We start from the raw sequence: 24,172 nt of genomic DNA on the forward strand, positions 1-24,172 counted from the left end.
CAAATATACCCGCTCACGATATGTGAGCGGGTTTTTTAATGATGATTATTCAGTTTTAAGACGCCAGACAGCTGTGATCTTGCCTGATTCTTCTTCATCAATAAAGAATGAACCATTGCTGTATCTGTCGTTTGTTCGCAATTCTTTAGCCTGCAGTTCTTTTCTGTCCCCTTTTTCCGTTTCTGCCATAAACCGCTCATTAAGTCCGCATGCAAACAGCGAAACGACACGATGTGGATTTTTCTTCAGCTCCCGCAGCATAACGACTCCCCGTTTTGCACGGGAGGTCTTTTCAAATTCAGAAAGACTCATACGTTTGACCGCTCCCCTTTGTGTGAACAATACAAGAGAATCGGATTCATGCAGAATTTCTCCTGACACGACAAAGTCTCCATCTTTCAAGTTAATTCCTTTAACGCCTGCTGCACGTGCACCCACAACATTCACTTCATCTTCTCCAAACCATAGGCCGTACCCCAGATGTGTCGCCATCAAGATCTGACTGTCACCATTTGTCACGTGTACATCAATCAGCTCGTCTTCACCCTTTAGATTTAACGCTACAAGCGCTTTAGAATAACGCTGTGCTTTGTAATGCGTGAGTTCTGTCTTTTTCACCATGCCGTTTTTCGTGAAGAATAAAAGATAAGCAGACGGATCAAATTCTTTTATCGGGATGGCCTTAACAATAGATTCGTCCCGTTCAATCGTGATTATGTTTGAAAAATGCTGGCCCATGTCCTTCCATCTGATATCAGGCAGCTGGTGAACCGGACAATAGATGTAGCTTCCCTTATTTGTGAAAAGCAGCAGCACATCTGTCGTATTCATTTCAAACTGATGCAACAGCCTGTCTGTATCCTTCATTCCGAAGTCCTGCCCGTTTGAAGCGGCAAAGGAACGCTGGCTTGTGCGCTTTAAGTAGCCATCTTTTGTAACGGTCACGTATACATCCTCAGAGGCAACCATGACTTCAAGATTAATTTTGATTTCCTCAATTTTTTCTTCAATGACAGAGCGTCTCGTGTCCGCATATTTCTTTTTCAGCGCTTTTAAGCTGTTTGTAATGACCTTTAACAGCTTTTTATTATTGCTCAGAATTGATTCAAGTTCTTCAATATTTTTGCTGAGCTCTTCAGCCTCTTCCTTGAGTGCTGTGATATCTGTATTTGTTAAACGATATAGCTGCAAGGACACGATAGCTTCAGCCTGAGGCTCAGTGAATTCATATTTCGCCATTAAATTGTTTTTGGCGTCACGTTTATCGCTTGAGGAGCGAATCGTTGCGATGACTTCATCCAAGATCGATAAAGCCTTCATAAGACCTTCTACAATGTGATGTCTGTCTTTTGCTTTTTGAAGCTCATAAACAGATCGGTTTGTGACCACTTCTTTTTGGTGGCCGATATATGCATCTAAAATAGCAGGCAGACTCATCAGCATTGGACGGCGGTTATGAATCGCCACCATATTAAAGTTATACGTAATCTGCAAATCAGTATTTTTATATAAGTAATTCAAAATGCCTTTGGCATCTGCTTCTTTCTTTAGTTCTACGACCACTCTAAGGCCGGTTCGGTCTGTCTCGTCTCGGACCTCGGAGATGCCTTCAACCTTTTTATCAATACGGTATTCGTCCATTTTTTTCACAAGGTTGGCTTTGTTGACTTCAAATGGGATTTCGGTAATCACAATTTGCTCACGCCCGCCTCTGATCGCTTCGATCTCAGCTTTTCCGCGGATAATAATTTTCCCTTTTCCGGTTTCATAGGCTTTTCTAATGCCATCAACGCCCTGGATAACTCCGCCTGTCGGAAAGTCAGGCCCTTTGATCACTTCCATGAGATCGTCTACAGAGCATGACGGCATTTGAATGCGTTTAATCACAGCATCAATGACTTCTCCTAAATGATGAGGCGGTATATCAGTCGCGTATCCTGCAGATATACCGGTAGATCCGTTGACCAGCAAGTTAGGGAACATAGCCGGAAGTACAACGGGCTCCTTGCTTGTATCATCAAAGTTCGGGACAAATTCAACTGTATTTTTGTCAATATCCCGCAGAAGCTCTGATGCAATCGAAGATAACTTCGCTTCTGTGTAACGCATGGCCGCCGGAGGATCTCCATCAATACTTCCGTTGTTCCCGTGCATTTCAATTAAAACATTACGCACTTTCCAGTCCTGGCTCATCCGCACCATTGCTTCATACACCGAACTGTCCCCGTGCGGATGGTAGTTACCGATGACGTTACCGACCGTTTTGGCCGCTTTTCTGAAATTTTTATCAAATGTGTTTCCGTCTGTATGCATCGCATACAGAATTCTGCGCTGTACGGGTTTTAAACCGTCGCGCGCATCAGGCAGCGCCCTGTCTTGAATAATATATTTACTATAGCGTCCAAAACGGTCGCCGATCACCTCTTCTAATGGTAAATCATGAAATAATTCTGGCTGTGACAATCATTAAACCTCCTCAGCGACCGATAAGTTTTCATTTTCTAAAATATTACTCTCTTCGTCTAAGCCGAAAGCTACGTTTTTCTCAATCCACTTTCTGCGCGGCTCTACTTTATCGCCCATCAATGTCGTCACGCGTCTCTCAACACGTGCCGCGTCGTCAATTTTGACCCTTACAAGCGTACGGGACTCCGGATTCATCGTCGTTTCCCACAGCTGATCCGCGTTCATCTCACCAAGACCCTTGTATCGCTGGATTGTATAGCCCTTGCCGACTTTTTTCAGTACTCCATCCATCTCTTCATCAGACCATGCATATTCAATGATTTCTTTTTTCCCGCTTCCTTTGCTGACCTTATATAAAGGAGGCAGAGCAATGAATACCTTTCCATTCTCAATGAGCGGCTTCATATAGCGGTAGAAAAAGGTTAAAAGCAGCACTTGAATATGAGCGCCATCAGTATCGGCATCCGTCATAATGATGATTTTATCGTAGTTAATGTCGTCGATTGAAAAATCAGCTCCAACACCGCCGCCGATTGCATGAATGATCGTATTAATCTCTTCGTTTTTAAAGATATCAGCAAGCTTTGCTTTTTCCGTGTTAATGACTTTACCGCGCAATGGCAGAACCGCTTGGAATCTGCGGTCTCTTCCCTGCTTTGCTGAACCGCCCGCAGAGTCACCCTCCACGAGATACAACTCATTTTTTGCCGGATTTCTTGAACCCGCAGGTGTCAGCTTACCGCTTAATGTCGCTTCTGATTTTTTTCGTTTTTTGCCGCTTCTGGCTTCTTCCCGTGCCTTACGAGCCGCTTCACGCGCCTGGCTCGCCTTTATAGCTTTTTTCACAAGAAGTGTAGCCGTGTCCCGGTTTTCCTCTAAAAAATACGCAAGCTGCTCTGACACGATTGCGTCTACGGCAGATCTGGCTTCGCTTGTGCCGAGTTTTCCTTTTGTTTGTCCTTCAAATTGAAGAAGTTCTTCAGGAATACGGACAGAAATAATCGCTGAAAGACCTTCCCTTATATCAGTGCCTTCCAGGTTTTTATCCTTTTCTTTCAGCAAAGACACTTTTCTCGCATATTCATTAAAGGCTCGCGTCATCGCTGTCTTTGCACCTGACTCATGAGTCCCGCCGTCTTTTGTTCTGACATTGTTAACAAACGACAGGATATTTTCAGAATAGCCGTCGTTAAACTGGAACGCAAAATCCACTTCGATGGAATGATGTTCTCCTTCAAACGAGACCACTTCAGACAGGGCATCTTTTTCCTCATTTAAGTAAGCAACAAACGCTTCTATGCCGTTCTCATAATAAAAGACTTCACGCTGGCCGTTCCGCTCGTCAATCAGTTCAATTTTTAATCCTTTTAATAAAAACGCTGATTCTCGTAATCGCTCAGAAAGCGTTTCAAAATTATAAGTTGTTGTGCTGAACATTGTCGGATCAGGCTTAAAGTGAGTAAGTGTGCCTGTCTTTTTTGTTTTGCTGATCTTTTCGAGAGATGTGACCGGTTTACCTCCGTTTTCAAAACGCTGCTGATAGACGAAGCCGTCCCGCTCAATCGTAACCGTCAGCCATTCAGATAAAGCATTCACGACAGATGCACCGACGCCGTGAAGCCCTCCGCTTGTCTTATAGCCGCCTTGACCGAATTTTCCGCCGGCGTGAAGCACCGTTAAAATGACTTCAGGGGTTGGTTTGCCGAGTTTATGCATTCCAGTCGGCATGCCGCGGCCTCTATCCTGTACAGAAATACTGTTGTCTTTATGTATTTTAACGATAATGTGATCACCATGGCCGGCAAGTACCTCATCGACGGAGTTATCTACTATTTCATAAACCAAGTGGTGCAAGCCTCTCGCGTCGGTTGAGCCAATGTACATACCCGGCCTTTTCCTAACGGCTTCAAGGCCCTCCAGCACCTGTATGGCATCTTCGTTGTAATCAAATTGCTGTTTTCTAGCCAAACGTACAAACCCCTTTCAAAAAACTAACATTCTCTTTTTCATTGTTTACCTGTCAATTGTATAAAAGTATTTTTCAAAATCCTTGTGCCGGTGCGCTTCTGCCTTGGACTCTTCATTATAACCAATGTAATCCCATTCTCAACATACAGCTAACGAATCATTCCGTATAACATCCAAAAGTGCTGTTTTTTCGATATAAGAACGTATGTTTGTTTATTATATATAAAGCAGCGGACCTTCGCAAATCGTACGGCCGGAACCCAGCTTAGCAAGGCATTCAAAAAAGCTGTTCAAGCTTTATTGTATCTGTTTCACAGTAATTCGCAAACAATATCTTTACATAAAAAAGCAAAAATCCTTGAATTCACAAGGATTTTTGCAGCTCTGCATCTATTTTGTTACAGCGTGTGCCACTTTTATGCACAGATCCATGATGACCGTTCTGCCTTCTTCCTTCAGCATCTGATAAGCCTCTTCGTTTACCAGGCCTTGCTGCGCCCAAAATACCGGGGCATCTGTCTCCAGAAACTCTTTAGCGACATCAGGAAGCTGTTCTGAACGTCTGAATACATTTACGATGTCAATCGGACCGTCAATTTCTTTTAACGATGATACGGCTTTTACACCGAGCGCCTCTTCGATCGTCGGATTTACCGGTATGATTTCGTATCCCACATCCTGCATCGCTTTTGATACCATATACGATGTTCTTTCGGGACGATCTGAAAGCCCGACAACTGCTATTCTCTTACTTCCATCAAGAATTTCTTTGATTTCCGCTTTGGATGGGTTTTGCATGATAGACCACTCCTTTTTGTTTATTCTACAAGACCGATAAGGAAGAACGCAAAACATGATGTATGAATGATTAGATTTGTAAGCAAACTTTACAAAAAAACTTATCATCAGATCATGACATCTCATGTTAAAATAGAAATTAGGGACATTGAAAAAGGAGAAATGTAGATGTTAATTGCTTTATTGATTATTTTGGCCTACTTGATAGGCAGTATTCCATCTGGCTTAATCGTAGGTAAGCTTGCCAAGGGGATTGATATTCGGGAGCATGGCAGCGGAAACTTGGGTGCTACCAACGCGTTCCGTACACTGGGCGTAAAAGCTGGTTCGATTGTCATAGCCGGAGATATTTTGAAAGGGACACTGGCAGCTGCATTGCCTTACCTCATGCATGTTGATATTCATCCGCTCCTTGCGGGAGTCATAGCGGTTCTTGGCCATGTGTTTCCTGTCTTCGCCAAATTTAAAGGCGGCAAAGCCGTGGCAACTTCGGGAGGCGTTTTGCTGTTTTATGCTCCTCTGTTATTCATTACAATGGTTGCGGTCTTTTTCATCTTTTTATACTTGACTAAATTTGTTTCTCTGTCATCAATGTTAACAGGGATATATACTGTCATATATAGTCTCTTTGTACATGATAAGTATTTATTGATTGTCGTCACGCTGCTCACTGTTTTTGTAATATACCGGCACCGGGCAAACATCAAACGAATTATCAATAAAACAGAACCTAAAGTCAAATGGTTATAAATGTTTGAAAAACTTCTATTTTGACACGAGGTAGCCTAATACGTTTATAATAGAGAAAATCAAATGATAACAAAGGGAAAAGGGGGTTCTGTTATGAATATGACAGTTAACGAAGACGCGCTGAACTGGTATAAAGAAGAGCTTGATTTACAAAACGGCGACCAAGTACGTTTTTTTGTCCGCTATGGCGGCTGCAGCAACGTTCAAAAAGGTTTTTCTCTAGGAGTGACAAAAGATGCTCCTCAAGAGGCAGGAGTCACGGCAGAAGTCGGAGGCATCACCTTCTTTATTGAAGAAAGTGATCTTTGGTACTTTGACAACCATGATCTTCTCGTCAGCTATTCAGAGTCTGCTGATGAGCCTGTATTTGAATATCAATAAGAAAAAGAACGCATATCATATGCGTTCTTTTTTTATAAATGAAAACGTGTAAGATGATCGGTCAGGTTTTCTTGTTCTAAGATATATTTTTGCATCTCGCCCAAAAGATCAAAGTGGGGAAATTCGCTTTTTTTATGTATCCATTCTTCCTTCAAACCGTACGCCGCACCCCATTGAACCAGCTTATCAATATCTGCACAGCCTGCTTTTGTCACGGTTTTAGATTCCGGGAAACGGTCATCCAGCCAATAATGTGTTAAAAATGCGATTTCCCCTCTTTTGACTGCCTTCTTCCAGCGGTTAACTTCCTCCCGTTTCACGCCAAATGCCATCTGTCATTCACTTCCCGGTTTTTTGGCCTTTTCATATGCTGCGTGCCAATCGGGGAAAGCCTTACGAAACTGAATCGGTTTAAAACTTTCTTTATCCACACAAATATGAGATGATTTCGCTTCAATAGAAAGCTCACCGGCCGGATTATATATGTGGTAGCCATATATGGTTTTAAAGCCGTTGTATTCCTCAATCCATGTGTGCACTACCGCAGTTTCCCCATAATGAAGGGGTTTTTTGTAGGAAATATTGATATCAACGACTGGGGAAAGAACGCCTTTCTTTTCCATATCACTGTACAAAAAGCCTAAGTCTTTAATGAGTGCCGTCCTTCCGACCTCCATCCAAACAAGATAATTCGCATGATACACGATCCCCATTTGATCTGTTTCAGCGTAACGCACTTCTATTTCTGTTTTTGATACATGCAAGATACTCTGCTCCCTTAATCAGTTTAGCCCCATTTTACCACATCCAAATCAGAAAGAAAAAAACCAGGTTTCCCTGGTTTTTAGGAACGGTATCCGTTTTCTCTCGCTTCGGATTCGTCTTGAATTTCATTGCGAAACGCTTCGATGCTCTCTTCCCGTCTCGCGTTCTTTTCTTGGATGCGCTGCTTATCTTCTCCTGAAGCAAACTCCATTGATTCTTCTGCTTCTTCTATATTTTCGATCGTATTTTGGACCATATCCTGCAGTTTCTCTACGTTGTCAGAACGGTCGTCAGGATTAGGCTGCTGATATTGATTTTGGTTTTTTGTCATTGGGATGAACCTCCTTGAATAAAATCAATCCGGCTACTCGCCTTTCGTCTGCATGATAACTGGCTGCTGACCAGAAGTATCGTGCATTTTTTCCCCTTTATTGCGTTTATATTTAACAGGCTTTGTACCCAAGTGGCTCGGAGCATATTGAGGCTGACCGTTTTTCTTGTTGTTTCCCATGTTTATCCCTCCTCAACAAATAGGATTCTCAAAAGGAGGGGTAAACATGAATACAAATTAAAGGTTATTTTTGCTTGAATCTCTGTTCAAGTTTTTCCTCAAGCTGATTTAAATATTCCGTATTCGTCATCAGCTCTTTTTTGTTTTCCATGACGAGCTCATGAAAAGAACGTTTTCTCATCTTCTTCACTCTTCTCACCTCCGCGTATTCTTTTATTTTTTCCAATTCTGAAAATTTGTAAGCACGTTCGCACAAAAAAAACTGAATCTAATGAATATCCAGTTTTTCTTTCATCTCTTTTTTTGTCATCGTCCCGATATGTATGTCTTGTATCACGCCTTTTTCATCTAAAATATAGGTAGTTGGGTATGAAAACACATTATAGTCTGCATTAATACCTTTTTTATCAATTAAAATGGGGAAGGTTAAATGATACGTATCTGCAAAGGCTTGCACCTGTTTTTCGCTTTTCTCAGCTGAAGTGAAATTAACTGCAATAACCGCTAAATCTGAGTGCTCTTTTTGCAGTTCCTCCATCGCCGGCATTTCCTGTCGGCACGGTTTACACCAAGTTGCCCAGAAGTTAAGCAGAACTTTTTTGCCTCTGACATCTGATAAGGAGCTACTCTCTCCTGTTAGCGTTTTCAAAGTAAAGTCAGGCGCTTGCTGTCCCTGTTCAATGCCTATTTCTTTTTTGCTAAATTGCTGATAGATGTTCCAGCACATGTATCCGGCAAGCCCAATCAACAGGATTCCTGCGACCCATTTTTTCAGCATATGTCATCCACCCCCGGAGCTATCTTATCTCATAAAAAGAAGAGAAAGCAGGGCGCCTTCTCTTCTTCATACGTCATGATTGCTTCATTTTTTCGCGAAGAACCATTTGCAGAATTCCGCCATGGCGGTAATAATCAATTTCAACTTCACTATCGAAGCGCACAAGTGCTTCAAATGTTTTTACATTTCCGTCTTCATCAATTGCTCTTACTGTAACGATATCACGAGGGCGTACGCTTTCATCAACATCCACCTCGATCGCTTCTTTACCGCTTAAGCCGAGTGTATCCGCATTTTCACCTTGTTTAAATTGTAGCGGGAGCACACCCATGAATACCAGATTACTTCTGTGGATTCTTTCAAAGCTCTCAGCAATTACAGTTCTAATGCCGAGCAGGTTTGTTCCTTTTGCAGCCCAGTCACGGGAAGATCCCATACCATAATCTTTTCCAGCTAAGATAGCAAGGCCTGTTTTATCTTCTTTATATCTCATGCAGGCATCATAGATTGAAGTCACTTCACCAGTCGGCCAATACGTTGTATATCCGCCTTCTGTTCCCGGCGCGATCTGGTTTTTGATGCGGATGTTTGCAAATGTTCCTCTCATCATAACCTCATGGTTTCCGCGGCGTGAACCGTAAGAGTTAAAGTCACGAGGTGACACACCTTTTGATTGCAAGTATTTTCCGGCAGGTGTATCTTTTCCGATTGCCCCTGCAGGAGAGATATGGTCGGTTGTGACTGAATCGCCGAATTTACCGACTACACGAAGGCCTTTTAAAGGTTCAACCTTGCCTGGTTCAACTGACATTTCCTCGAAGAAAGGCGGGTTTTGGATATAGGTTGACTCATTATCCCATTTGTAAAGCGCTTCGTCTGTTGTCTCAATCTCATTCCAGCGCTTGTTGTCATCGAATACTGTTTCGTACTCCTTGCGGAAGAGCTCCGGTGTAACGGTTTGTTTAACAAGTGAATTAATTTCGTCCATTGACGGCCAAATATCGTTAAAGTACACTTTTTGTCCGTCTTTGCCGACACCGATCGGATCCGTCTTCAGGTTAATGTTCACTGTTCCAGCCAACGCATAAGCTACTACAAGCGGCGGAGAAGCAAGGTAGTTACCTTTCACAAGCGGATGAATACGTCCTTCAAAGTTACGGTTTCCAGAAAGAACAGACGTAATCAACAGGTCATTTTTCGCAACTGCTTCTTCAATTTCCGGTGAAAGCGGACCTGAGTTTCCGATACATGTTGTACATCCGTATCCTACGAGGTTAAAACCAAGCTCCTTCATGTATGGAAGAAGGCCTGAATTCACAAGATAACCTGTAACAACCTTAGAGCCCGGTGCAAGTGATGTTTTCACGTAATTAGGCACTTTGAGGCCTAATTCAACCGCTTTTTTCGCCACAAGGCCGGCACCGATTAAGACGTATGGGTTAGATGTATTCGTACAGCTTGTAATCGCAGCAATAGCGATTGCACCTGTTTTCATGACTGTTTCTTCGCCGTTAAGCAATTTAAATTTAATTTCTTTGTCTTCCTCTTCGGCGTTTAATCCAAATCCTTGGTTACCCGCAGGGCTGACTAAGTGCTTTTTAAACGTTTCCTGCATATTAGAAAGCGGTATCAAATCCTGAGGGCGTTTTGGACCCGAAAGGTTGGCTTCAATTTTAGACAAATCAATTTCAACGACATCAGTAAATTGCGGGTCTTCTACGTCAGGAGTGTAGAACAAGCCGTTGCTTCTGCAGTATGCTTCTACTACATCAATATGTTCAGCATCGCGGCCTGTCAGACGCAGATAATTAAGAGCTTCTTCATCTACAGGGAAAAATCCGCATGTAGCACCGTATTCCGGAGCCATGTTGGCGATTGTCGCACGGTCTGCTAGCGGCAGTTCAGCAACTCCCGGTCCGAAGAACTCAACAAATTTGCCGACTACGCCTTTTTCACGCAGTACTTGTGTCACTTTTAACGCCAAGTCAGTGGCTGTTGTTCCGTTCGGAAGCTTTCCGACAAGTTTCGCGCCGATAACCTCAGGAACAGGGAAATAAGAAGGCTGCCCGAGCATTCCGGCTTCCGCTTCAATTCCGCCGACACCCCAGCCGAGTACACCGATTCCGTTAATCATTGTTGTATGCGAGTCGGTTCCTACCAGCGTATCAGGATACGTAATCAGTTCTCCGTCTTCTTCGACTGCGTGGACAACGCTTGCCAAGAACTCAAGGTTTACCTGGTGAACGATACCTGTTGCTGGCGGTACTGCCTGGTAGTTATTAAACGCTTTCTTTGCCCAGCTTAAAAATTTGTAACGCTCTGCATTTCTTTCAAATTCCAAGTCCATATTAATAGCCAAAGCATCTTCTGTGCCTGCTTTATCAACCTGTACAGAGTGGTCGATGACAAGATCAACAGGAATCTCAGGGTTGATTTTGTCAGGATCTCCGCCGACAGCTGCCATTGCTTTTCGTAATGAAGCAAGGTCAACTACTGCCGGTACCCCAGTGAAATCTTGTAAAATAACGCGAGATGGTTTAAACGGAACATCGATTTCCTTTAACTCGGCAGTTCCCCATTTTGCCAAATTCTCCACGTGTTCTTTTTTGATGACGAATCCGTCAACTTGACGCAGTACAGACTCTAAAAGAACTTTGATGGAGTAAGGAAGCTTCGATACCTTTCCGATCCCCAGATCTTCCAATGCTTTCAAAGAGTAGTAATGATAGGTTTTCCCATTTGTAGTAAACGTTTTTCTCGCTTGGAAAACGTCTTGTGCTACAGTTTTTTGCTCGTTTGCCATTCTCCAAAATCCCCCTTCAGATCAGTTCATTCTCAGATGAACGTTACATTCCATCACAATTTTCTCACAATTTCATATTAAAACAAAATCATACATAAGTAAATATCAATGTTTTTATTAAATACAATAAGATCGGCTTATCAGGCGAAAAAACGGGAAATTTTACTGTTTGCGCTCTCTCATATTCCTCATTGAAAGAAGCCATATTATGATTGAGGTGATAATGATGGTCAAAAGAAAAGCAAATCACGTAATAAATGGGATGAATGACGCGAAAAGCCAAGGAAAAGGCGCCGGCTATATAGAAAACGATCAGCTTGTACTGACTGAAGCAGAACGCCAAAATAACAAGAAAAGAAAAACCAATCAATAACGTTGAACTCTTTTAAGGAGGTTCTCATTTTATGACTAATAAAAATACAAGTAAAGATATGCATAAAAACGCCCCTAAAGGACACAATCCGGGTCAGCCGGAACCTCTTAGCGGAAGCAAGAAAGTAAAAAACAGAAATCACACAAGACAAAAGCACAATTCAAGCCATGATATGTAGTAAAAGCAGACCTTAGTGTCTGTTTTTTTATGCGTTCACCCATTTCTGACCAACTGCATAAGCTAAAGCAAGGTTGATATATGGAGGAATGCTTCCATGACCCATTCAAAACGAAACGATGCTAATGATTTCGATGGTATGGAGGAATGGCTTCGGCAATTTTTTGAAGATCCGTTCGCCTGGTACGACGAAACATTACCTATTGATCTATATGAAACAAGTCAGCAATATATTATTGAAGCAGACCTATCGTCTTTACAGCCAACACAAATAACAATTACCTTGTCCGAATGTGAGTTCATCCTAACGGTTAAATCCTCGGAACAGACTCTTGAAAAACAAATAATGCTTCCTTTTTATTTGAATGACAAGTCGATTGAGACTGAATGCGAAAATCAAATTCTCACAGTTGCTGTCAAAAAAGAGATGAATGAAGGCTCTTCTTTTTCTCTTCAATTTCCTCTCAGCTAAAATCAAAAGTCACTTTCATCCCCTATTATGAAAGTGACTTTTTTCCGTCCATTTATCGTCAAATACCCTCTAGTGACTCTCCCATGGCCAAATAGCAGATTCACTATACAATAGAATATGATCTATCATCTCTTTTGACTAGACGTCTATCATTTTTTTCTATTTTTTTTAACGTTGTTCTTCTATTCTTTCTTCATATACAATATGGTTAGTATAAGGGGGAATGATTGATGCTGGAAGGCTGGTTTTTGTGGTTTATTCTGTTTTGGGTGATCACGATGATTGTCTTGTTATCAATCGGCGGTTTTTTTATGTTCCGAAAGTTTTTAAAGCGTTTACCAAAAGAGGACGGCAAATCTGAACTGGATTGGCAGGATTACTATATTGAAAACAGCAGACATCTATGGAGCAATGAAAACAAACAATTTCTCGATGAATTGGTTACACCTGTTCCAGAGCTGTTCAGAGATATAGCGAGAGCAAAAATTGCCGGAAAAATCGGAGAGCTGGCATTAAAAGAAAACGTAGCAGCGATTGATCAGCGGCTTATTATCAAAGGTTATATTCTGGCTACTCCGAAAAGAGATCATACCTTTTTAAAGAAGCATCTAAGAGACAAGAATATCGATATTGAACCTTATCAGGCCCTTCTTAAATAAAAAACCTTTCCCGCGAAGAGGAAAGGTTTTTTAATTCATTTGAATGTCTGCTGACTGCAGCTCGCTTTGAAGTTTTCGATATGACAGATACATGGCGATTCTCCACGGCACAATCATACCGAATGCCAGAATCCAAAACATACCGCTCAGTGCGCCGTAATCAACCGATGTGCTTAAAATTGATTTCATTACAATTCTGATCACCAAAAGGCCGATTAATATAAAGACAAATGCCTTAGACCGTTTCATGTAAATTTCATTATTTTTAATTTCAAACTTTGAGGTTTTTATAAGAAAAATAGAGAAAATCACGCCTAAAGTGATCGCTTCTAAAAACTCTTCACCCGTTACCCAAAAAACCGGAAATAAAAACATTAACGCCCCCGTACTCATAAAAATCGGCGGAAGAATAATTTTTTTCGCTGAAACAGGTTTATCGGAAGACTTAATTCTGACCACCATCACAGCTGCAGCCATTAAAACAGCAACAATTGATGAAACTATTATCATCATACTTATCATTCCTTTGTTTCTCGGAGTGTTGACACTATATACTATACTCCAAAACAATAAAAAAAACCATTTTGAAAAGAAATGACTTTCAATTTCCCATAACGCGATTCACAGCTTCTAATACTTTGGACTCCTCAAACGGTTTGACAATAAAATCTTTTGCCCCAAGTTCAATGGCTTCCGTAACAATTCTTTGCTGGCGCATTGCGGTACACATGATAATCTTTGCTTTAGGGTCAAAGGATATGATCTCACGAAGCGCCTTAATCCCGTTTTTCACCGGCATCGTAATATCCATCGTCACTAAGTCCGGCCGAAGTTTTCTATACAGGTCAGCCGCTTGTTCGCCGTCCGCCGCCTCGCCTGCTATTATGTAATTTGCCTCTTCCAAGATCTCTCTGATTTTTACTCTCATGAACTTGGCGTCGTCTACAACTAAAACTCTTGTCATATTCCCCTCCAAAAATCGAATTCCTCAGGTAATAGTCTTATTGTACCAAAAACAAAAGGATTAGTAGTAGTGCAAAAGTAATTTAACAGTCAGAAACCTGTAAAACCACCAAAAAGATCCGACAGCAAAATAATGATCAAGCTCATCCAGTTAAAAAATAGCAGGATCCCAATTACAATCATAAGTACGCCGCCCGCTTTCATGATCAAAAGCTGATTCTTCCTGATCCACTTCAGCTTCGTAATGAAGAACGACAATAATACAAACGGAACGGCAAATCCGAGAACATATAGCATCATATACGGTACCGCTGAGCCAGGATTCGTACCTGCTAATGTGATAACAGCCCCCAAAATAGGACCGGTGCAAGGCGTCCAGCCAGCCGCAAAAGCCATACCGATTAAAATTGAACCGAAAAACCCCCCCGGCTTATGCTTAAAATGGACTCTGCGCTCTTTCATGATAACATCAGGACGAAACACGCCAAGTGTGATAAAACCGAACAGAATAATGAGCAAAGCGCCCACTTGCCGAATAGCATCATGATAATCCCTAAACAAGGTTCCAATAAAAGATGTACCATATCCTAAAGCAATAAAAATCACTGAAAACCCCAGCAAAAAAAACAGCGTATGAGCCAAGCTTCTTTTTTGCAGCAGCAGTTTCTCTGTTTTCACATCATCCATGCTCACTCCTGTAATATATGACAGGAAAGCCGGATACAGCGGCAGGCAGCAAGGCGAAATAAAAGATAAAAATCCCGCCCCGAATGTCAGAAGATAATTCACATCTCCCATGTCATCATCCCTTCATAATTTGACATTCCTTCAAGTTATGACAAAATCATTTCATTTTTTTAACACTTTCACTCGAAGGATTTCTATTTTCAAAAAAAACTTATATAATTTAATTTGACATTGAGACATTGTACTCCTTCTCATTTGAAAATTAGTATAAATATGGATATAATATAAACATTCACTTTTGAAGATCTAATGTATGAAAGGATACATCCCTGTGATTAGAGAGCATCTATTAAATGAAATTGAAAAAAAAAGAGCAGAGCTGCTGCAAATTGTCATGGCTAACGGAATGACATCTCATATTACGATAGAACTCAGTCAGGAGCTTGACCATCTTCTCATACAATATCAAAAGCAGCGCCTTCGAGCAGTAGCGGGTGATGAATGATTGCAAAATAAAAAACCCGATAAAGGGTTTTTTATTTTATAACCATGTTTCTCTATATCATAATCTTTACGTATTATTTCGTTTGATTATTCATGGCTTTCATCATTTGATTGATTTTCTTTTGAGAAGGTTTCATTCCCATTTGCATCATCATCATGCGTAACATTTGTTCATTAATAGGCGGATTCTTTTTAAGGTAGCTCATCATATATTTACGAGCAATAAAAAACCCGAGTGCAACACCTATGAGCAGTGCAACAACGCCCACTAGGATGCCAACCCATAAAGTCATTTTATTTCCTCCTTCATGTTGTCTAGTTTAAAGTGTACTAAACCAAAAGCTATTATACAACATTTACATCTCTTTTTCTTCGGTTTTAGACAAAATTTCTTTCTTTCACCGGATTTAACCACCCATACCGCTTCGTATTGAAATCCATTGCGAGAAAGCAAGGGCTTACTTTGCGAAGAACTTCAAAAAATATCGTTTCTGCCTCGTAATCTCCGTTAGCTACAATTTCAATCATGTGTTCCCTCATCATAAAAGACGCTTGTCCCTTTGCTTTTGGCAGAGATAATCTATAAATATAATCCAGCTGTGTATAGTTTGTATTATTCAAATTCATTTTTAACCGCTGATGCATATGTAAAATCGGAATAGGTTTCGTAATATATTGAATTTGTTTCTCTGTCATTTCATACTGCTGCCTCGTCAGGCTTGTCCAATGATAGTCTTGAAACAGCTCAAACATAACCGATTCCCGCCCGAAATAGTGATTGGCAAATTCCTCTTTGATCAGGTACGTATAGTAGTGACGTTCCATCTTCTCATCCCCTTTTCCAGCAGCATTTCATTTGCAATCTATTATACAAAAGAAGAGAAGAAAGAATTGTCTATTACTGTTAACCAGCCAATACTATTTTTGTCGGATAAACAAGAAAAAGAGGATGATTTGACTCATCCCCTTTGAAAACCTTATTTATTGATTAATGCTTTAACTCGATCCACAACGTTTGCAACTGAGAAGCCGTATTCATTGATGATCGTTTCGCCAGGAGCGGAGGCACCGAATTTGTCAATGCCGAGCACGTCTCCTTCAAGCCCTGTGTATTTACCCCAGCCAAATGATGCGCCCATTTCAATCGCAAGACGTTTTCTCACATCTGACGGAAGCACGGAGTTTTTGTATTCATCAGATTGTTTCTCAAAACGATCTACTGAAGGCATGCTGACGACAGAAACATCAATATTTTCTTTCGCCAATTCAGCCTGTGCTTCAATTGCCAGACCAACCTCTGAGCCCGTCGCGATAAGAAGAGCGTCCGGTGTTTCGTTTTTAGACTTAGAAACAACATAAGCACCCTTTTCTACACCAGCCAATGCCTCTTCAGCTGTTTGGTCGATTGTAGGAAGGTTTTGTCGTGTCAATACGAGTGCTGTTGGATGATCTGTGCTCTGTACCGCAAGCTTCCATGCCGCTGCTGTCTCATTACCGTCTGCAGGGCGAATTAAAGAAAGGTTAGGCATTGCGCGTAAAGAAGCAAGCTGCTCAACCGGCTCGTGAGTCGGTCCATCTTCACCGACCGCGATACTGTCGTGAGTAAAGACATATGTCACAGGAAGACCCATTAAGGCTGCAAGGCGAATCGCCGGACGCAAGTAATCAGAGAAGACAAAGAATGTTCCGCCGAATACACGAAGTCCGCCATGAAGCGCCATACCGTTTAAGGCTGCACCCATAGCAAATTCACGAACACCAAACCAGAAATTTTTGCCTGAGTAATCAAGCGCTGTATAATCACCGGAATTTTTAATCGTCGTTTTGTTTGATCCTGCTAAGTCTGCAGAACCACCGACAAAGAACGGAATTTTATTCGCAAGACCGTTTAGAACCTCACCTGAAGAGGCACGGGATGCCAGACTGCTTCCTTTTTCATAAACAGGCACCTCTTGATCCCAGTCTTTCGGAAGTTCTCCTTTGATAGCCAGTTCAAGCTGTTGAGCGAGTTCCGGATAAATTTCTTTATATTTAGCGAATTGGTCATTCCATTCCTGTTCCTTTTTCTCGCCGGATTCTTTTACTGTTTTTGCGAAATGCTCATATACTTCTGACGGAACGTAGAAATCTTCTTCATACGTCCATGCATAAGATTCTTTTGTTAATTTACTTTCTTCTTTGCCAAGCGGAGCACCGTGAACACCGGAAGTGCCGGCACGGTTAGGGGAACCGAAACCAATTGTCGTTTTCACTTCAATTAATGTAGGTTTCTTGTCGTTTTGGCGTGCTTTTTCAATTGCGGCAGATAATTCTTCAATATTGTTTCCATCCTCAACGTAAAGAACTTCCCAGTTCATCGCCTCAAAACGCTGTTTTACGTTTTCAGAGAATGAACGATCCAGATCTCCATCCAATGAGATGTCATTTGAATCGTATAATACGATCAGACGGCCAAGCTGAAGATGGCCTGCAAGTGAAGCGGCTTCAGAAGAAATACCTTCCATTAAATCACCGTCACCGCAAATGCTGTATGTATAATGATCGACTACATTGAATGAATCGCGGTTGTAAGTTTCGGCTAAATGGCGTTCTGCAATAGCCATTCCGACCGCCATTGCGATTCCTTGTCCAAGCGGCCCTGTTGTTGCATCAACACCGGCTGTATGTCCGAATTCCGGATGTCCCGGTGTTTTGCTGCCCCACTGACGGAATCCCTTAAGATCTTCAATACTGAGATCATACCCGCTTAAATGAAGCATGCTGTATAAAAGTGCTGAACCGTGTCCCGCAGATAAAACAAAACGGTCGCGGTTAAACCACCCAGGGTTTGCCGGATTTACATTCATAAATTTTGTCCATAGCGTATATGCCATTGGCGCTGCCCCCATAGGCATTCCAGGGTGACCAGAGTTTGCTTTTTCAATAGCGTCTATTGATAGTGTGCGAATGGTAGCAACTGATTTCTTTTCAATTGTATCCATAAAAATCCCCTTCCTTATATGTTGTACCCTTTCATCATAAATGTCTGACGACTTTTTCTCAACTGTTTCAGCTTAAATTTGAGAGAAACTTGATGAATTTTGTCACCTGTAGAAAGCCCTGCTGTTTGTAGTATATACAAAAGAGGAATACGATATTGCCGTATTCCTCTTATATTAATGGAGTCTGTTATTTTTTTTTTCTCTTTTTAACTTTTCAGGTGTTACGTCATTGCCTTCAGGATCAATGATTTTTACACTTTTTAATGTGTTTTTCATAGAAGAACGAAATCCTTTTAGGTATTCTTGGCGGAGCTTTTGCTGCTCGGCTTTTTCTTCTTCTGTGATAACGCCAGCTTTAGCTTTTGCGGCAAGTTCATTGATTCTGGCAATTTTTTCGTTTGAAATCATGATAAACTCCTTTATTGCATTTTGTGTATATACTACTAAAACACGAGGAGTTTTACAACTGATTCACTCGCCTGTCTGCTCATTCTCTATGTATTCTTGAAAACGCCGATGGACTGTCGCCTTTGACACATCATAGCCAAAACCTCTCAACGTAGCCGCGATTTCTGCAAACGTCAGTTTATTCGCTCTCAACCGGACAATCTCCGAGATCGGAACTTCTATTCTATCTTTTCCGCTGTTTTCATGCTGGTTTTTCAGGTTCTTTTGAGGCTTAAAACCATTTTTTACTGCGCGTTTCATTCCGCGTTTAATTTTCATGTTGTGAATTTTTCTCTGGTATTCCTCCACAATACTGACGATTTCCAGCACCATAGAGTCAGCCTCCGATAACTCAAGTTCACCTCTGTGAGCGGTCGTAAATACTTTCACTCCTTCCCTGTAAATACAATGAAGAAGTGCAATTTTCGCGTTTCCCCGGCCGAGTCTTGTTTCATCCTGAACTAAAATCACATCAATATTTGAGTTCTTGATATGATCAAGCAAATCAAATACACCATCCCGGTCCATTTCATATCCGCTGGCTTTTTCAGAAATCACTTTGACGACTTCTATGCCGTTCTCAGCCGCAATGGCCGTAAGCTCCTCCTCCTGCCGCTTTAATGAGGTTTCTTGCTGTTCTTTATTTGTGCTTACTCGGGCATAAATGAGTGCTTTCACCTTTCTACCTTTCCTCTCTATTTAACAGTAGCCAGTTCGTATGCAGCCGAATGTTCCTTTTTTAATGGAATCACCAATTCATCTCCCGGCTGAAGTTCAGACGGCTGAAGATTATTTTTTTCAGCTACCCATTCAATAAAATCACTTTTATTTATCTTTTTTGAGTCAGCCGCCTGGTCGGCAAGCGACCACAGCGTATCCCCCTGCTGAACTTTTATTTTAACATACTGGTTAAGCTCCTGGTCGCTGCTTGTATATGACAACAGAAGGATAACCACGCTTAGAATCACAGTGAACAGGCCGACAAAAATAATAGATTCTTTACTCATGATAACAACCTCCAACAAGAATGTTTGTTCGCATTTTTATAATTTCAGTATATACGAACAAACGTTTCTGTCAATTGTTTTTTCGAACCTATGTTTGTACTGTCAGGAAAATCATGCTATAATCTACTTAAAATCGACGTTTAGAGGTGCAAAAAATGACGAAGCTTTCAAAAAGGCAACTTGATATCCTCCGTTTTATTAAAGCAGAGGTTAAATCAAAAGGATATCCGCCTTCCGTTAGAGAGATCGGAGAGGCTGTCGGCCTTGCGTCCAGTTCAACTGTCCACGGCCATTTGGCCCGTTTGGAAACAAAAGGGCTGATTAGACGCGATCCGACAAAACCAAGAGCGATAGAAATTCTGGATGAAGAAGTAGAGATTCCAAAGAGCCAAGTCGTTAATGTACCGGTAATCGGAAAAGTAACGGCCGGATCACCTATTACAGCGGTTGAAAACATTGAAGAATACTTCCCGCTTCCTGACCGTATGGTTCCTCCGGATGAGCATGTGTTTATGCTGGAGATTATGGGAGACAGTATGATTGACGCGGGTATACTTGATAAGGACTATGTTATTGTAAAACAGCAAAACACGGCGAATAACGGTGAAATCGTAGTGGCGATGACAGAAGATGATGAAGCTACTGTAAAACGTTTCTATAAAGAGGATACACACATTCGCCTACAGCCTGAAAATCCAACCATGGCTCCGATTATACTGCAGAATGTCAGCATATTAGGAAAAGTAATTGGTGTGTTCAGAACTGTCCATTAAACTATCAAACTATCAGTTACAAAGAATAAACCCCCTCTCCCTTTACGGAGTGGGGGTTTTGTTTTTAAAAAAAGCAGGTTCGCCCTGGCTTAGGTGCGAACCTGAATAGGAGGAAAAAGAACATCATGTTTACACCATAATTATCCATCATTTAATTGTTGAAGTCAAGAAATTTTCTTTCCTTAACGAAACTTTTTCTTTAAAAAATATTGTTTAAAAATGTAGACGTTCCTATCTTATAAATGTTTCGATTTTGGACGTGAAAAGATTAGTTATATTCTGCTCCTTTATCATGAGCGAGATCAAAAAGAATATATTGAATATTTAGTACATAGTTTATTTAGTTAATTTATTCCACAAAAAAAGCTCACTGCTTTTCAATAAATGTGAGCATCAATCAAAAGTAAAATATTCTACACCATAGCGCCCTTTTACATGAACACTTCCACAGTTTGGGGAATGTTCTTCAGCTACTATTCGATACCGATGATACGGTTCAATGGAAACCTTATCTTGAGCGCTAAAATCAAACCAATTACCGGTGAATTGTTTGGCGCTTAACGTAGTGTAATTACCTGTAAGTCCCATTCGCTGAAGCTTAATGTCAACTGAACAAGTATTCACTCCTCGTATCGTAAATTGGTACCCTAAAAAATAGTCAATTGCCGGTATATCACCAATGTTTTCTACATAAAGCGCTTTTGTTTCATCATTTAGAATGAAATCGGTTTTATATTCATAATGTAAAGTTGCTGCATGAATCGTCCCGGTTCCAAAAACACATAGCAAAACAGCTGTCATCAGCAAGATTTTATTTCTCAAATGCAATCCCCCTCCTTTACCATATATTACCCCCAAAAGATAAATATGTATATCCTCTGTTGCTCTGTTTCCCGTACTTTTTCAATCATAAAAATCCATATGAGTTTTAGCTTGCTTATAATATTGAAGTCTGTCTTGAAGAGTTCCTGTATGGAATTCAAATTTATGGCCGTCAGGATCGGTGAAATAAATTGATTTTCGATCACGTTCATCTCGTTCTCTCCCAGGCAAAATAGTAACTTGAAGATCTTTTAATTTTGCGGACATTTCTTCAAACTTACTTTCCTCAATTGTAAAAGCGATATGGGTATAAGAAGCCTTAATGTCATTTCTGGGAATGTCACGCTCTTCGTTGAGAGCCAGCCATATGCCGTTTAAATCAAAATATGCAGTGCTCCTTCCTTTGGCCAACAATTTAGCATCAAAGACATTTTGATAAAACTCGATGGATGTCAGTAAATCAGAAACAGAAAATAACAAGTGATTGATCCCTTTGATCTCCACTGTGTCTCCTCCTCAGTATTTATAGATAGCCGATTAAAAAACTTAAATATGGGACTTTCAATAATGCAATACAGACATTGGGATAAAGAGGTTTTTTTAGTAAAAGCGTATAATTCTTCAAATTTTTACTCAGCCTGTTTCAAAAGATTGAATGCTGGATTTTTATTTTCAGACGCTCATCCCCACCCTTATGTACGGGTGCTCCAGTCAGAAAGTTTCAATTCAACAGCAAAAAATACCAGTGTAAACAAAAGCAATTTGCTCAAAATAAACCATATTACTTAAGAAAGGGAATGACCGTGATGAATGACTACGGCCTTCATGAAACGTTAGAATTGCACGAATTGCTTACGTTTAAAAATCTTTGTTTAACAAAATCTTCAACCATGACGGGACTTGTACAAGATGAAGAATTAAAGAGTATTCTTGAACAGGATGCTCAAAAAACAAAACAGCAGGTTGCACGTTTGCAGGAATTGCTGTCAGTGAGAGGTGAACAAGCGTGAATGAGTTCTTTCAAAAATTAGCCGGAATGGGCAGCATGACCGAACAAGTGATCGCAACAGATTTTTTAATATCGGCAAAGACAGGCGTAAGGAATATTGCAGCTGCCATCACAGAATCTTCTTCCCCAGAAGTCAGAGAAACGCTGCAGCAATATTTACATGACGCGATTAATACCCATGAACAAATTTATCTTTATATGGCTGCAAAGGGTTTTTATCATTCTAAAGATTTAACTCAGCAAATAAGTGTCGATCTTGAGGCTGCAGATACCGCTAAAGATTTGCCTCAAATATAGGTGATCAAATGAAACATATTATCGCTCTTGCTTCTAAAACAGCTTTAACTCTTGCCCTCTTGTATGTGATTTTGGATAGAGTATACCATGCTTCCTTCTTAAGTGTGCTGTTTATTGCATTTTTCTTAAGCTTTGTAACATACCTTTCCGGTGACATCCTGATCTTGCCGAGAACCAGCAATGTGACAGCTTCACTGGCTGACTTCGGACTTTCACTCGTTATTCTTTGGGTCTTTCTTGAAACGCAAACGAGAAACGGTTTCTCGCCGTTTGCAGCTGCTCTTATTGCTTCTGTCTGCCTGACTGTTTTTGAATATTTTTTTCACCGGTATTTGCTGAAAAATGTGTTGGATGAAACATTCAGAAACGAACTGACTGTTAAAGATAACACTTTGCAATATCAAACCGAGGCATCAGATGAATTGTTCCCTGAAGCCCCTGATCAGAAGGATGAAAAATAAGGAGGCTCAAAGCCTCCTTATTTTAATAACTGTTTTGCATAAAATGGGTCAACACTTCCGTGAAATCATAAAACCTCTCATTTTGAGTCGTGGATCTGCTTTTTAAAGAAAAGATGCCAAACAAAGATTCTCTAAAACCTGTACTCATCTCTAACTGGATGCTCAAACCGGTTTTTGATTTATTCGCTATATTGTTTGGACTTACGCCTGCATGCGGATGATCCGTACCAAGCAATTCAGCTGGAAAACCGGCTTTCTGCAGTTCTGAAACCAATTCTGCCGCTCTTGATCGGTCTGTTCCGCCGATTTGTATCTGTTGGTCCTCTCCTGCATACCCATGCAATGAAATGACATACTCATGACTTGCTACAAGTTTCAGTGCCTGAGGTTCATCAAAATGTGTGCTTGTTATATGCAGCACTGAATTTCCAGACGTCTTCAAACCTTCAAACAAATACATGGAATACTGTTGGCTGAGCTCTCTCGCTAATTCACTTGTGCCGCCTTCAATACCTCCCCCGTGAATAGCTAAAACAAGCACAGGGCTGCCGGTTTCTTTTGTGACAATGCTGTAATCAGAAGAATCTTCGTTATTCTTTAATTCCTCGAAATTCTGATAGATATCCTCTGCACATACCGAAGAAACCGGAACAAACAACAAAAAAATTAACAACAATTTTACATTTTTTAAAGTTGATGGAAAACGTTTGACTATGTTACAATCAACATGCTTCAAGGAATGGAGCAAACGGCGGAGCAGGGATACTTTGGCCGGTTTCATCTACTCCGCCTCAAAACCAAAAACACAGGATGCTGGATTCTTTGAGGCTTTAGCACGAATTATCTCGTCCTCCTTGTTAAATTTTTGTTAAATTCACAATATTATATACCATTAGCCCGGGTGCTGTTCTTCACATTTATGAATTTATACTCCTTAGCAAAAAAGTAAGATCGCACCGGCTTTCCATTAAATAAAAAAATGCACCCGCCTGCTGGCTTGTGCACCTTTTACTTTCTGTTATTTCCGCGTTTCCTTACTTTGTTCAGCTTATTAATGTCTTTTTCAATTTTTCTTATACTCCGCTTTTGCGGAATGGCTTTTATTTCACTGTAAACAGCAATAAACCCGCTTAAAGTAACTGCTGCAATATAAACGAAACGGTGTTTAATAAAACGGACAACAAGATCATGGTCACCTGCTTCTTTTTCAAGTCTTTCGATCACATCTTTATCAAACAGCTGATCGACATAAACTTGCTTCATCCCCACTGCAAATCCCGCAGCCAGCCATACAATCAGAAATAAACTGATATACAACAT

At 40.9% G+C, this 24,172-nt stretch carries 34 protein-coding genes; 11 read left to right on the forward strand and 23 right to left on the reverse strand.

The genetic code is table 11. The features are described 5' to 3' along the window. Positions 1-45: 45 nt before the first annotated feature. The 3 genes from parC to LJF29_RS05475 all read right to left on the reverse strand — a co-directional run bounded on the left by parC (position 46) and on the right by LJF29_RS05475 (position 5,232). The gene (gene parC, locus LJF29_RS05465; protein ID WP_229147433.1) at positions 46-2,463 is read right to left on the reverse strand and encodes a DNA topoisomerase IV subunit A; all 2,418 of its coding nucleotides are present in this window, start codon (positions 2,461-2,463) and stop codon (positions 46-48) included. A 3-nt stretch (positions 2,464-2,466) separates the two neighbouring features. Beyond that, positions 2,467-4,434 carry a DNA topoisomerase IV subunit B gene (parE, locus tag LJF29_RS05470; protein ID WP_229147435.1) on the reverse strand — a complete coding sequence of 656 codons (1,968 nt, stop codon included), beginning with the start codon at positions 4,432-4,434 and terminating at the stop codon, positions 2,467-2,469. A gap of 390 nt (positions 4,435-4,824) precedes the next feature. After that, positions 4,825-5,232 carry a CoA-binding protein gene (locus LJF29_RS05475; protein WP_229147436.1) on the reverse strand — a complete coding sequence of 136 codons (408 nt, stop codon included), beginning with the start codon at positions 5,230-5,232 and terminating at the stop codon, positions 4,825-4,827. A gap of 168 nt (positions 5,233-5,400) precedes the next feature. On the opposite strand from LJF29_RS05475, the gene plsY reads away from it, so the two are divergent. Then, positions 5,401-5,982 (forward strand): glycerol-3-phosphate 1-O-acyltransferase PlsY, encoded by a 582-nt coding sequence (plsY, locus tag LJF29_RS05480; RefSeq protein WP_010334422.1) that lies wholly within the window; start codon positions 5,401-5,403, stop codon positions 5,980-5,982. A gap of 93 nt (positions 5,983-6,075) precedes the next feature. Next, positions 6,076-6,363, forward strand: a complete 288-nt coding sequence (locus LJF29_RS05485) for a HesB/YadR/YfhF family protein (protein WP_029441412.1) — start codon at positions 6,076-6,078, stop codon at positions 6,361-6,363. A gap of 32 nt (positions 6,364-6,395) precedes the next feature. Here LJF29_RS05485 and LJF29_RS05490 read toward each other — a convergent pair whose 3' ends face one another. The 7 genes from LJF29_RS05490 to acnA form a co-directional block, all read right to left on the reverse strand. Further along, complete coding sequence (locus LJF29_RS05490; protein ID WP_229147438.1) at positions 6,396-6,695, reverse strand: hypothetical protein; 300 nt, start codon at positions 6,693-6,695, stop codon at positions 6,396-6,398. Positions 6,696-6,698: 3 nt separating this feature from the next. Further along, positions 6,699-7,127 (reverse strand): YbgC/FadM family acyl-CoA thioesterase, encoded by a 429-nt coding sequence (locus LJF29_RS05495; protein ID WP_229147440.1) that lies wholly within the window; start codon positions 7,125-7,127, stop codon positions 6,699-6,701. An 80-nt stretch (positions 7,128-7,207) separates the two neighbouring features. Next, complete coding sequence (gene tlp / locus LJF29_RS05500) at positions 7,208-7,459, reverse strand: small acid-soluble spore protein Tlp (protein ID WP_229147446.1); 252 nt, start codon at positions 7,457-7,459, stop codon at positions 7,208-7,210. Positions 7,460-7,492: 33 nt separating this feature from the next. After that, entirely contained in the window at positions 7,493-7,639 is a 147-nt protein-coding gene (locus LJF29_RS05505; protein WP_010334417.1) for an acid-soluble spore protein N, read from the reverse strand. A 64-nt stretch (positions 7,640-7,703) separates the two neighbouring features. Next, positions 7,704-7,829: an FbpB family small basic protein gene (locus tag LJF29_RS05510; RefSeq protein ID WP_003244964.1), complete on the reverse strand. Its 126-nt coding sequence runs from the start codon at positions 7,827-7,829 to the stop codon at positions 7,704-7,706. Positions 7,830-7,907: 78 nt separating this feature from the next. After that, the gene (locus LJF29_RS05515) at positions 7,908-8,417 is read right to left on the reverse strand and encodes a redoxin domain-containing protein (protein WP_229147447.1); all 510 of its coding nucleotides are present in this window, start codon (positions 8,415-8,417) and stop codon (positions 7,908-7,910) included. Positions 8,418-8,490: 73 nt separating this feature from the next. Continuing rightward, positions 8,491-11,220, reverse strand: a complete 2,730-nt coding sequence (gene acnA / locus LJF29_RS05520; protein WP_168747947.1) for an aconitate hydratase AcnA — start codon at positions 11,218-11,220, stop codon at positions 8,491-8,493. 226 nt (positions 11,221-11,446) lie between these two features. On the opposite strand from acnA, the gene sspO reads away from it, so the two are divergent. The 4 genes from sspO (at position 11,447) to LJF29_RS05540 (ending at position 12,901) form a co-directional block, all read left to right on the forward strand. After that, complete coding sequence (gene sspO, locus LJF29_RS05525; RefSeq protein WP_003244839.1) at positions 11,447-11,593, forward strand: acid-soluble spore protein SspO; 147 nt, start codon at positions 11,447-11,449, stop codon at positions 11,591-11,593. Between the two features lie 31 nt (positions 11,594-11,624). Then, positions 11,625-11,771, forward strand: coding sequence for a small acid-soluble spore protein P (locus LJF29_RS05530; protein ID WP_003221237.1), 147 nt, complete (start codon positions 11,625-11,627; stop codon positions 11,769-11,771). Between the two features lie 78 nt (positions 11,772-11,849). Next, positions 11,850-12,242 carry an outer spore coat protein CotM gene (gene cotM / locus LJF29_RS05535; RefSeq protein WP_229147587.1) on the forward strand — a complete coding sequence of 131 codons (393 nt, stop codon included), beginning with the start codon at positions 11,850-11,852 and terminating at the stop codon, positions 12,240-12,242. Positions 12,243-12,472: 230 nt separating this feature from the next. Continuing rightward, positions 12,473-12,901 (forward strand): DUF2621 domain-containing protein, encoded by a 429-nt coding sequence (locus tag LJF29_RS05540; protein ID WP_229147453.1) that lies wholly within the window; start codon positions 12,473-12,475, stop codon positions 12,899-12,901. A gap of 30 nt (positions 12,902-12,931) precedes the next feature. On the opposite strand, the gene LJF29_RS05545 is transcribed toward LJF29_RS05540, so the two are convergent. From LJF29_RS05545 to LJF29_RS05555, 3 genes are all read right to left on the reverse strand, one after another. Further along, positions 12,932-13,423, reverse strand: coding sequence for a CcdC family protein (locus LJF29_RS05545; protein ID WP_081720869.1), 492 nt, complete (start codon positions 13,421-13,423; stop codon positions 12,932-12,934). 79 nt (positions 13,424-13,502) lie between these two features. Beyond that, positions 13,503-13,865, reverse strand: a complete 363-nt coding sequence (locus tag LJF29_RS05550) for a response regulator (RefSeq protein WP_229147455.1) — start codon at positions 13,863-13,865, stop codon at positions 13,503-13,505. 89 nt (positions 13,866-13,954) lie between these two features. Then, entirely contained in the window at positions 13,955-14,662 is a 708-nt protein-coding gene (locus LJF29_RS05555; RefSeq protein WP_229147458.1) for a cytochrome c biogenesis protein CcdA, read from the reverse strand. Between the two features lie 220 nt (positions 14,663-14,882). Here LJF29_RS05555 and ynzD point away from each other — a divergent pair, with 220 nt between their 5' ends. After that, entirely contained in the window at positions 14,883-15,056 is a 174-nt protein-coding gene (gene ynzD / locus LJF29_RS05560; protein ID WP_024121579.1) for an aspartyl-phosphate phosphatase YnzD, read from the forward strand. A 73-nt stretch (positions 15,057-15,129) separates the two neighbouring features. Here ynzD and LJF29_RS05565 read toward each other — a convergent pair whose 3' ends face one another. From LJF29_RS05565 to yneA, 6 genes are all read right to left on the reverse strand, one after another. Next, positions 15,130-15,348 (reverse strand): YneF family protein, encoded by a 219-nt coding sequence (locus LJF29_RS05565; RefSeq protein WP_003221221.1) that lies wholly within the window; start codon positions 15,346-15,348, stop codon positions 15,130-15,132. A gap of 85 nt (positions 15,349-15,433) precedes the next feature. Then, positions 15,434-15,880: a sporulation inhibitor of replication protein SirA gene (gene sirA / locus LJF29_RS05570; protein WP_029441408.1), complete on the reverse strand. Its 447-nt coding sequence runs from the start codon at positions 15,878-15,880 to the stop codon at positions 15,434-15,436. A gap of 152 nt (positions 15,881-16,032) precedes the next feature. After that, the gene (tkt, locus tag LJF29_RS05575; protein WP_229147460.1) at positions 16,033-18,036 is read right to left on the reverse strand and encodes a transketolase; all 2,004 of its coding nucleotides are present in this window, start codon (positions 18,034-18,036) and stop codon (positions 16,033-16,035) included. 174 nt (positions 18,037-18,210) lie between these two features. Then, a complete protein-coding gene (locus LJF29_RS05580; RefSeq protein ID WP_029441406.1) occupies positions 18,211-18,444 on the reverse strand; it encodes a DUF896 domain-containing protein in 234 nt (77 codons plus the stop codon). A 63-nt stretch (positions 18,445-18,507) separates the two neighbouring features. Next, positions 18,508-19,161 carry a YneB family resolvase-like protein gene (locus LJF29_RS05585; RefSeq protein ID WP_010334407.1) on the reverse strand — a complete coding sequence of 218 codons (654 nt, stop codon included), beginning with the start codon at positions 19,159-19,161 and terminating at the stop codon, positions 18,508-18,510. A 17-nt stretch (positions 19,162-19,178) separates the two neighbouring features. Then, complete coding sequence (gene yneA, locus LJF29_RS05590; RefSeq protein WP_229147462.1) at positions 19,179-19,490, reverse strand: cell division suppressor protein YneA; 312 nt, start codon at positions 19,488-19,490, stop codon at positions 19,179-19,181. A 155-nt stretch (positions 19,491-19,645) separates the two neighbouring features. Here yneA and lexA point away from each other — a divergent pair, with 155 nt between their 5' ends. Continuing rightward, complete coding sequence (gene lexA / locus LJF29_RS05595; protein ID WP_010334405.1) at positions 19,646-20,263, forward strand: transcriptional repressor LexA; 618 nt, start codon at positions 19,646-19,648, stop codon at positions 20,261-20,263. A gap of 393 nt (positions 20,264-20,656) precedes the next feature. Here the strand turns inward: lexA and LJF29_RS05600 are convergent, their stop codons facing one another. After that, entirely contained in the window at positions 20,657-21,085 is a 429-nt protein-coding gene (locus LJF29_RS05600; RefSeq protein WP_229147463.1) for a hypothetical protein, read from the reverse strand. 81 nt (positions 21,086-21,166) lie between these two features. Then, positions 21,167-21,589 carry a FosM family fosfomycin resistance protein gene (gene fosM / locus LJF29_RS05605; protein WP_010334403.1) on the reverse strand — a complete coding sequence of 141 codons (423 nt, stop codon included), beginning with the start codon at positions 21,587-21,589 and terminating at the stop codon, positions 21,167-21,169. Between the two features lie 293 nt (positions 21,590-21,882). Here fosM and LJF29_RS05610 point away from each other — a divergent pair, with 293 nt between their 5' ends. The 3 genes from LJF29_RS05610 to LJF29_RS05620 are packed head-to-tail and all read left to right on the forward strand — an operon-like array spanning position 21,883 to position 22,852. Continuing rightward, a complete protein-coding gene (locus LJF29_RS05610; RefSeq protein ID WP_410033825.1) occupies positions 21,883-22,095 on the forward strand; it encodes a DUF892 family protein in 213 nt (70 codons plus the stop codon). Then, positions 22,092-22,391, forward strand: a complete 300-nt coding sequence (locus tag LJF29_RS05615) for a spore coat protein (RefSeq protein WP_010334401.1) — start codon at positions 22,092-22,094, stop codon at positions 22,389-22,391. The genes LJF29_RS05610 and LJF29_RS05615 overlap by 4 nt, the downstream gene beginning before the upstream one ends. 8 nt (positions 22,392-22,399) lie before the next feature. Continuing rightward, positions 22,400-22,852, forward strand: a complete 453-nt coding sequence (locus LJF29_RS05620; RefSeq protein ID WP_229147466.1) for a YndM family protein — start codon at positions 22,400-22,402, stop codon at positions 22,850-22,852. A gap of 22 nt (positions 22,853-22,874) precedes the next feature. On the opposite strand, the gene LJF29_RS05625 is transcribed toward LJF29_RS05620, so the two are convergent. Both LJF29_RS05625 and LJF29_RS05630 read right to left on the reverse strand, forming a co-directional pair. Further along, the gene (locus tag LJF29_RS05625) at positions 22,875-23,633 is read right to left on the reverse strand and encodes a poly-gamma-glutamate hydrolase family protein (protein ID WP_229147469.1); all 759 of its coding nucleotides are present in this window, start codon (positions 23,631-23,633) and stop codon (positions 22,875-22,877) included. A gap of 227 nt (positions 23,634-23,860) precedes the next feature. Next, on the reverse strand, positions 23,861-24,172 hold the full coding sequence (locus LJF29_RS05630) for a hypothetical protein (protein WP_026014714.1): 312 nt from the start codon (positions 24,170-24,172) through the stop codon (positions 23,861-23,863).

Origin of the sequence: Bacillus sp. LBG-1-113, from assembly GCF_020708615.1 — a bacterium.
GTDB classification, from domain to species: domain Bacteria; phylum Bacillota; class Bacilli; order Bacillales; family Bacillaceae; genus Bacillus; species Bacillus mojavensis.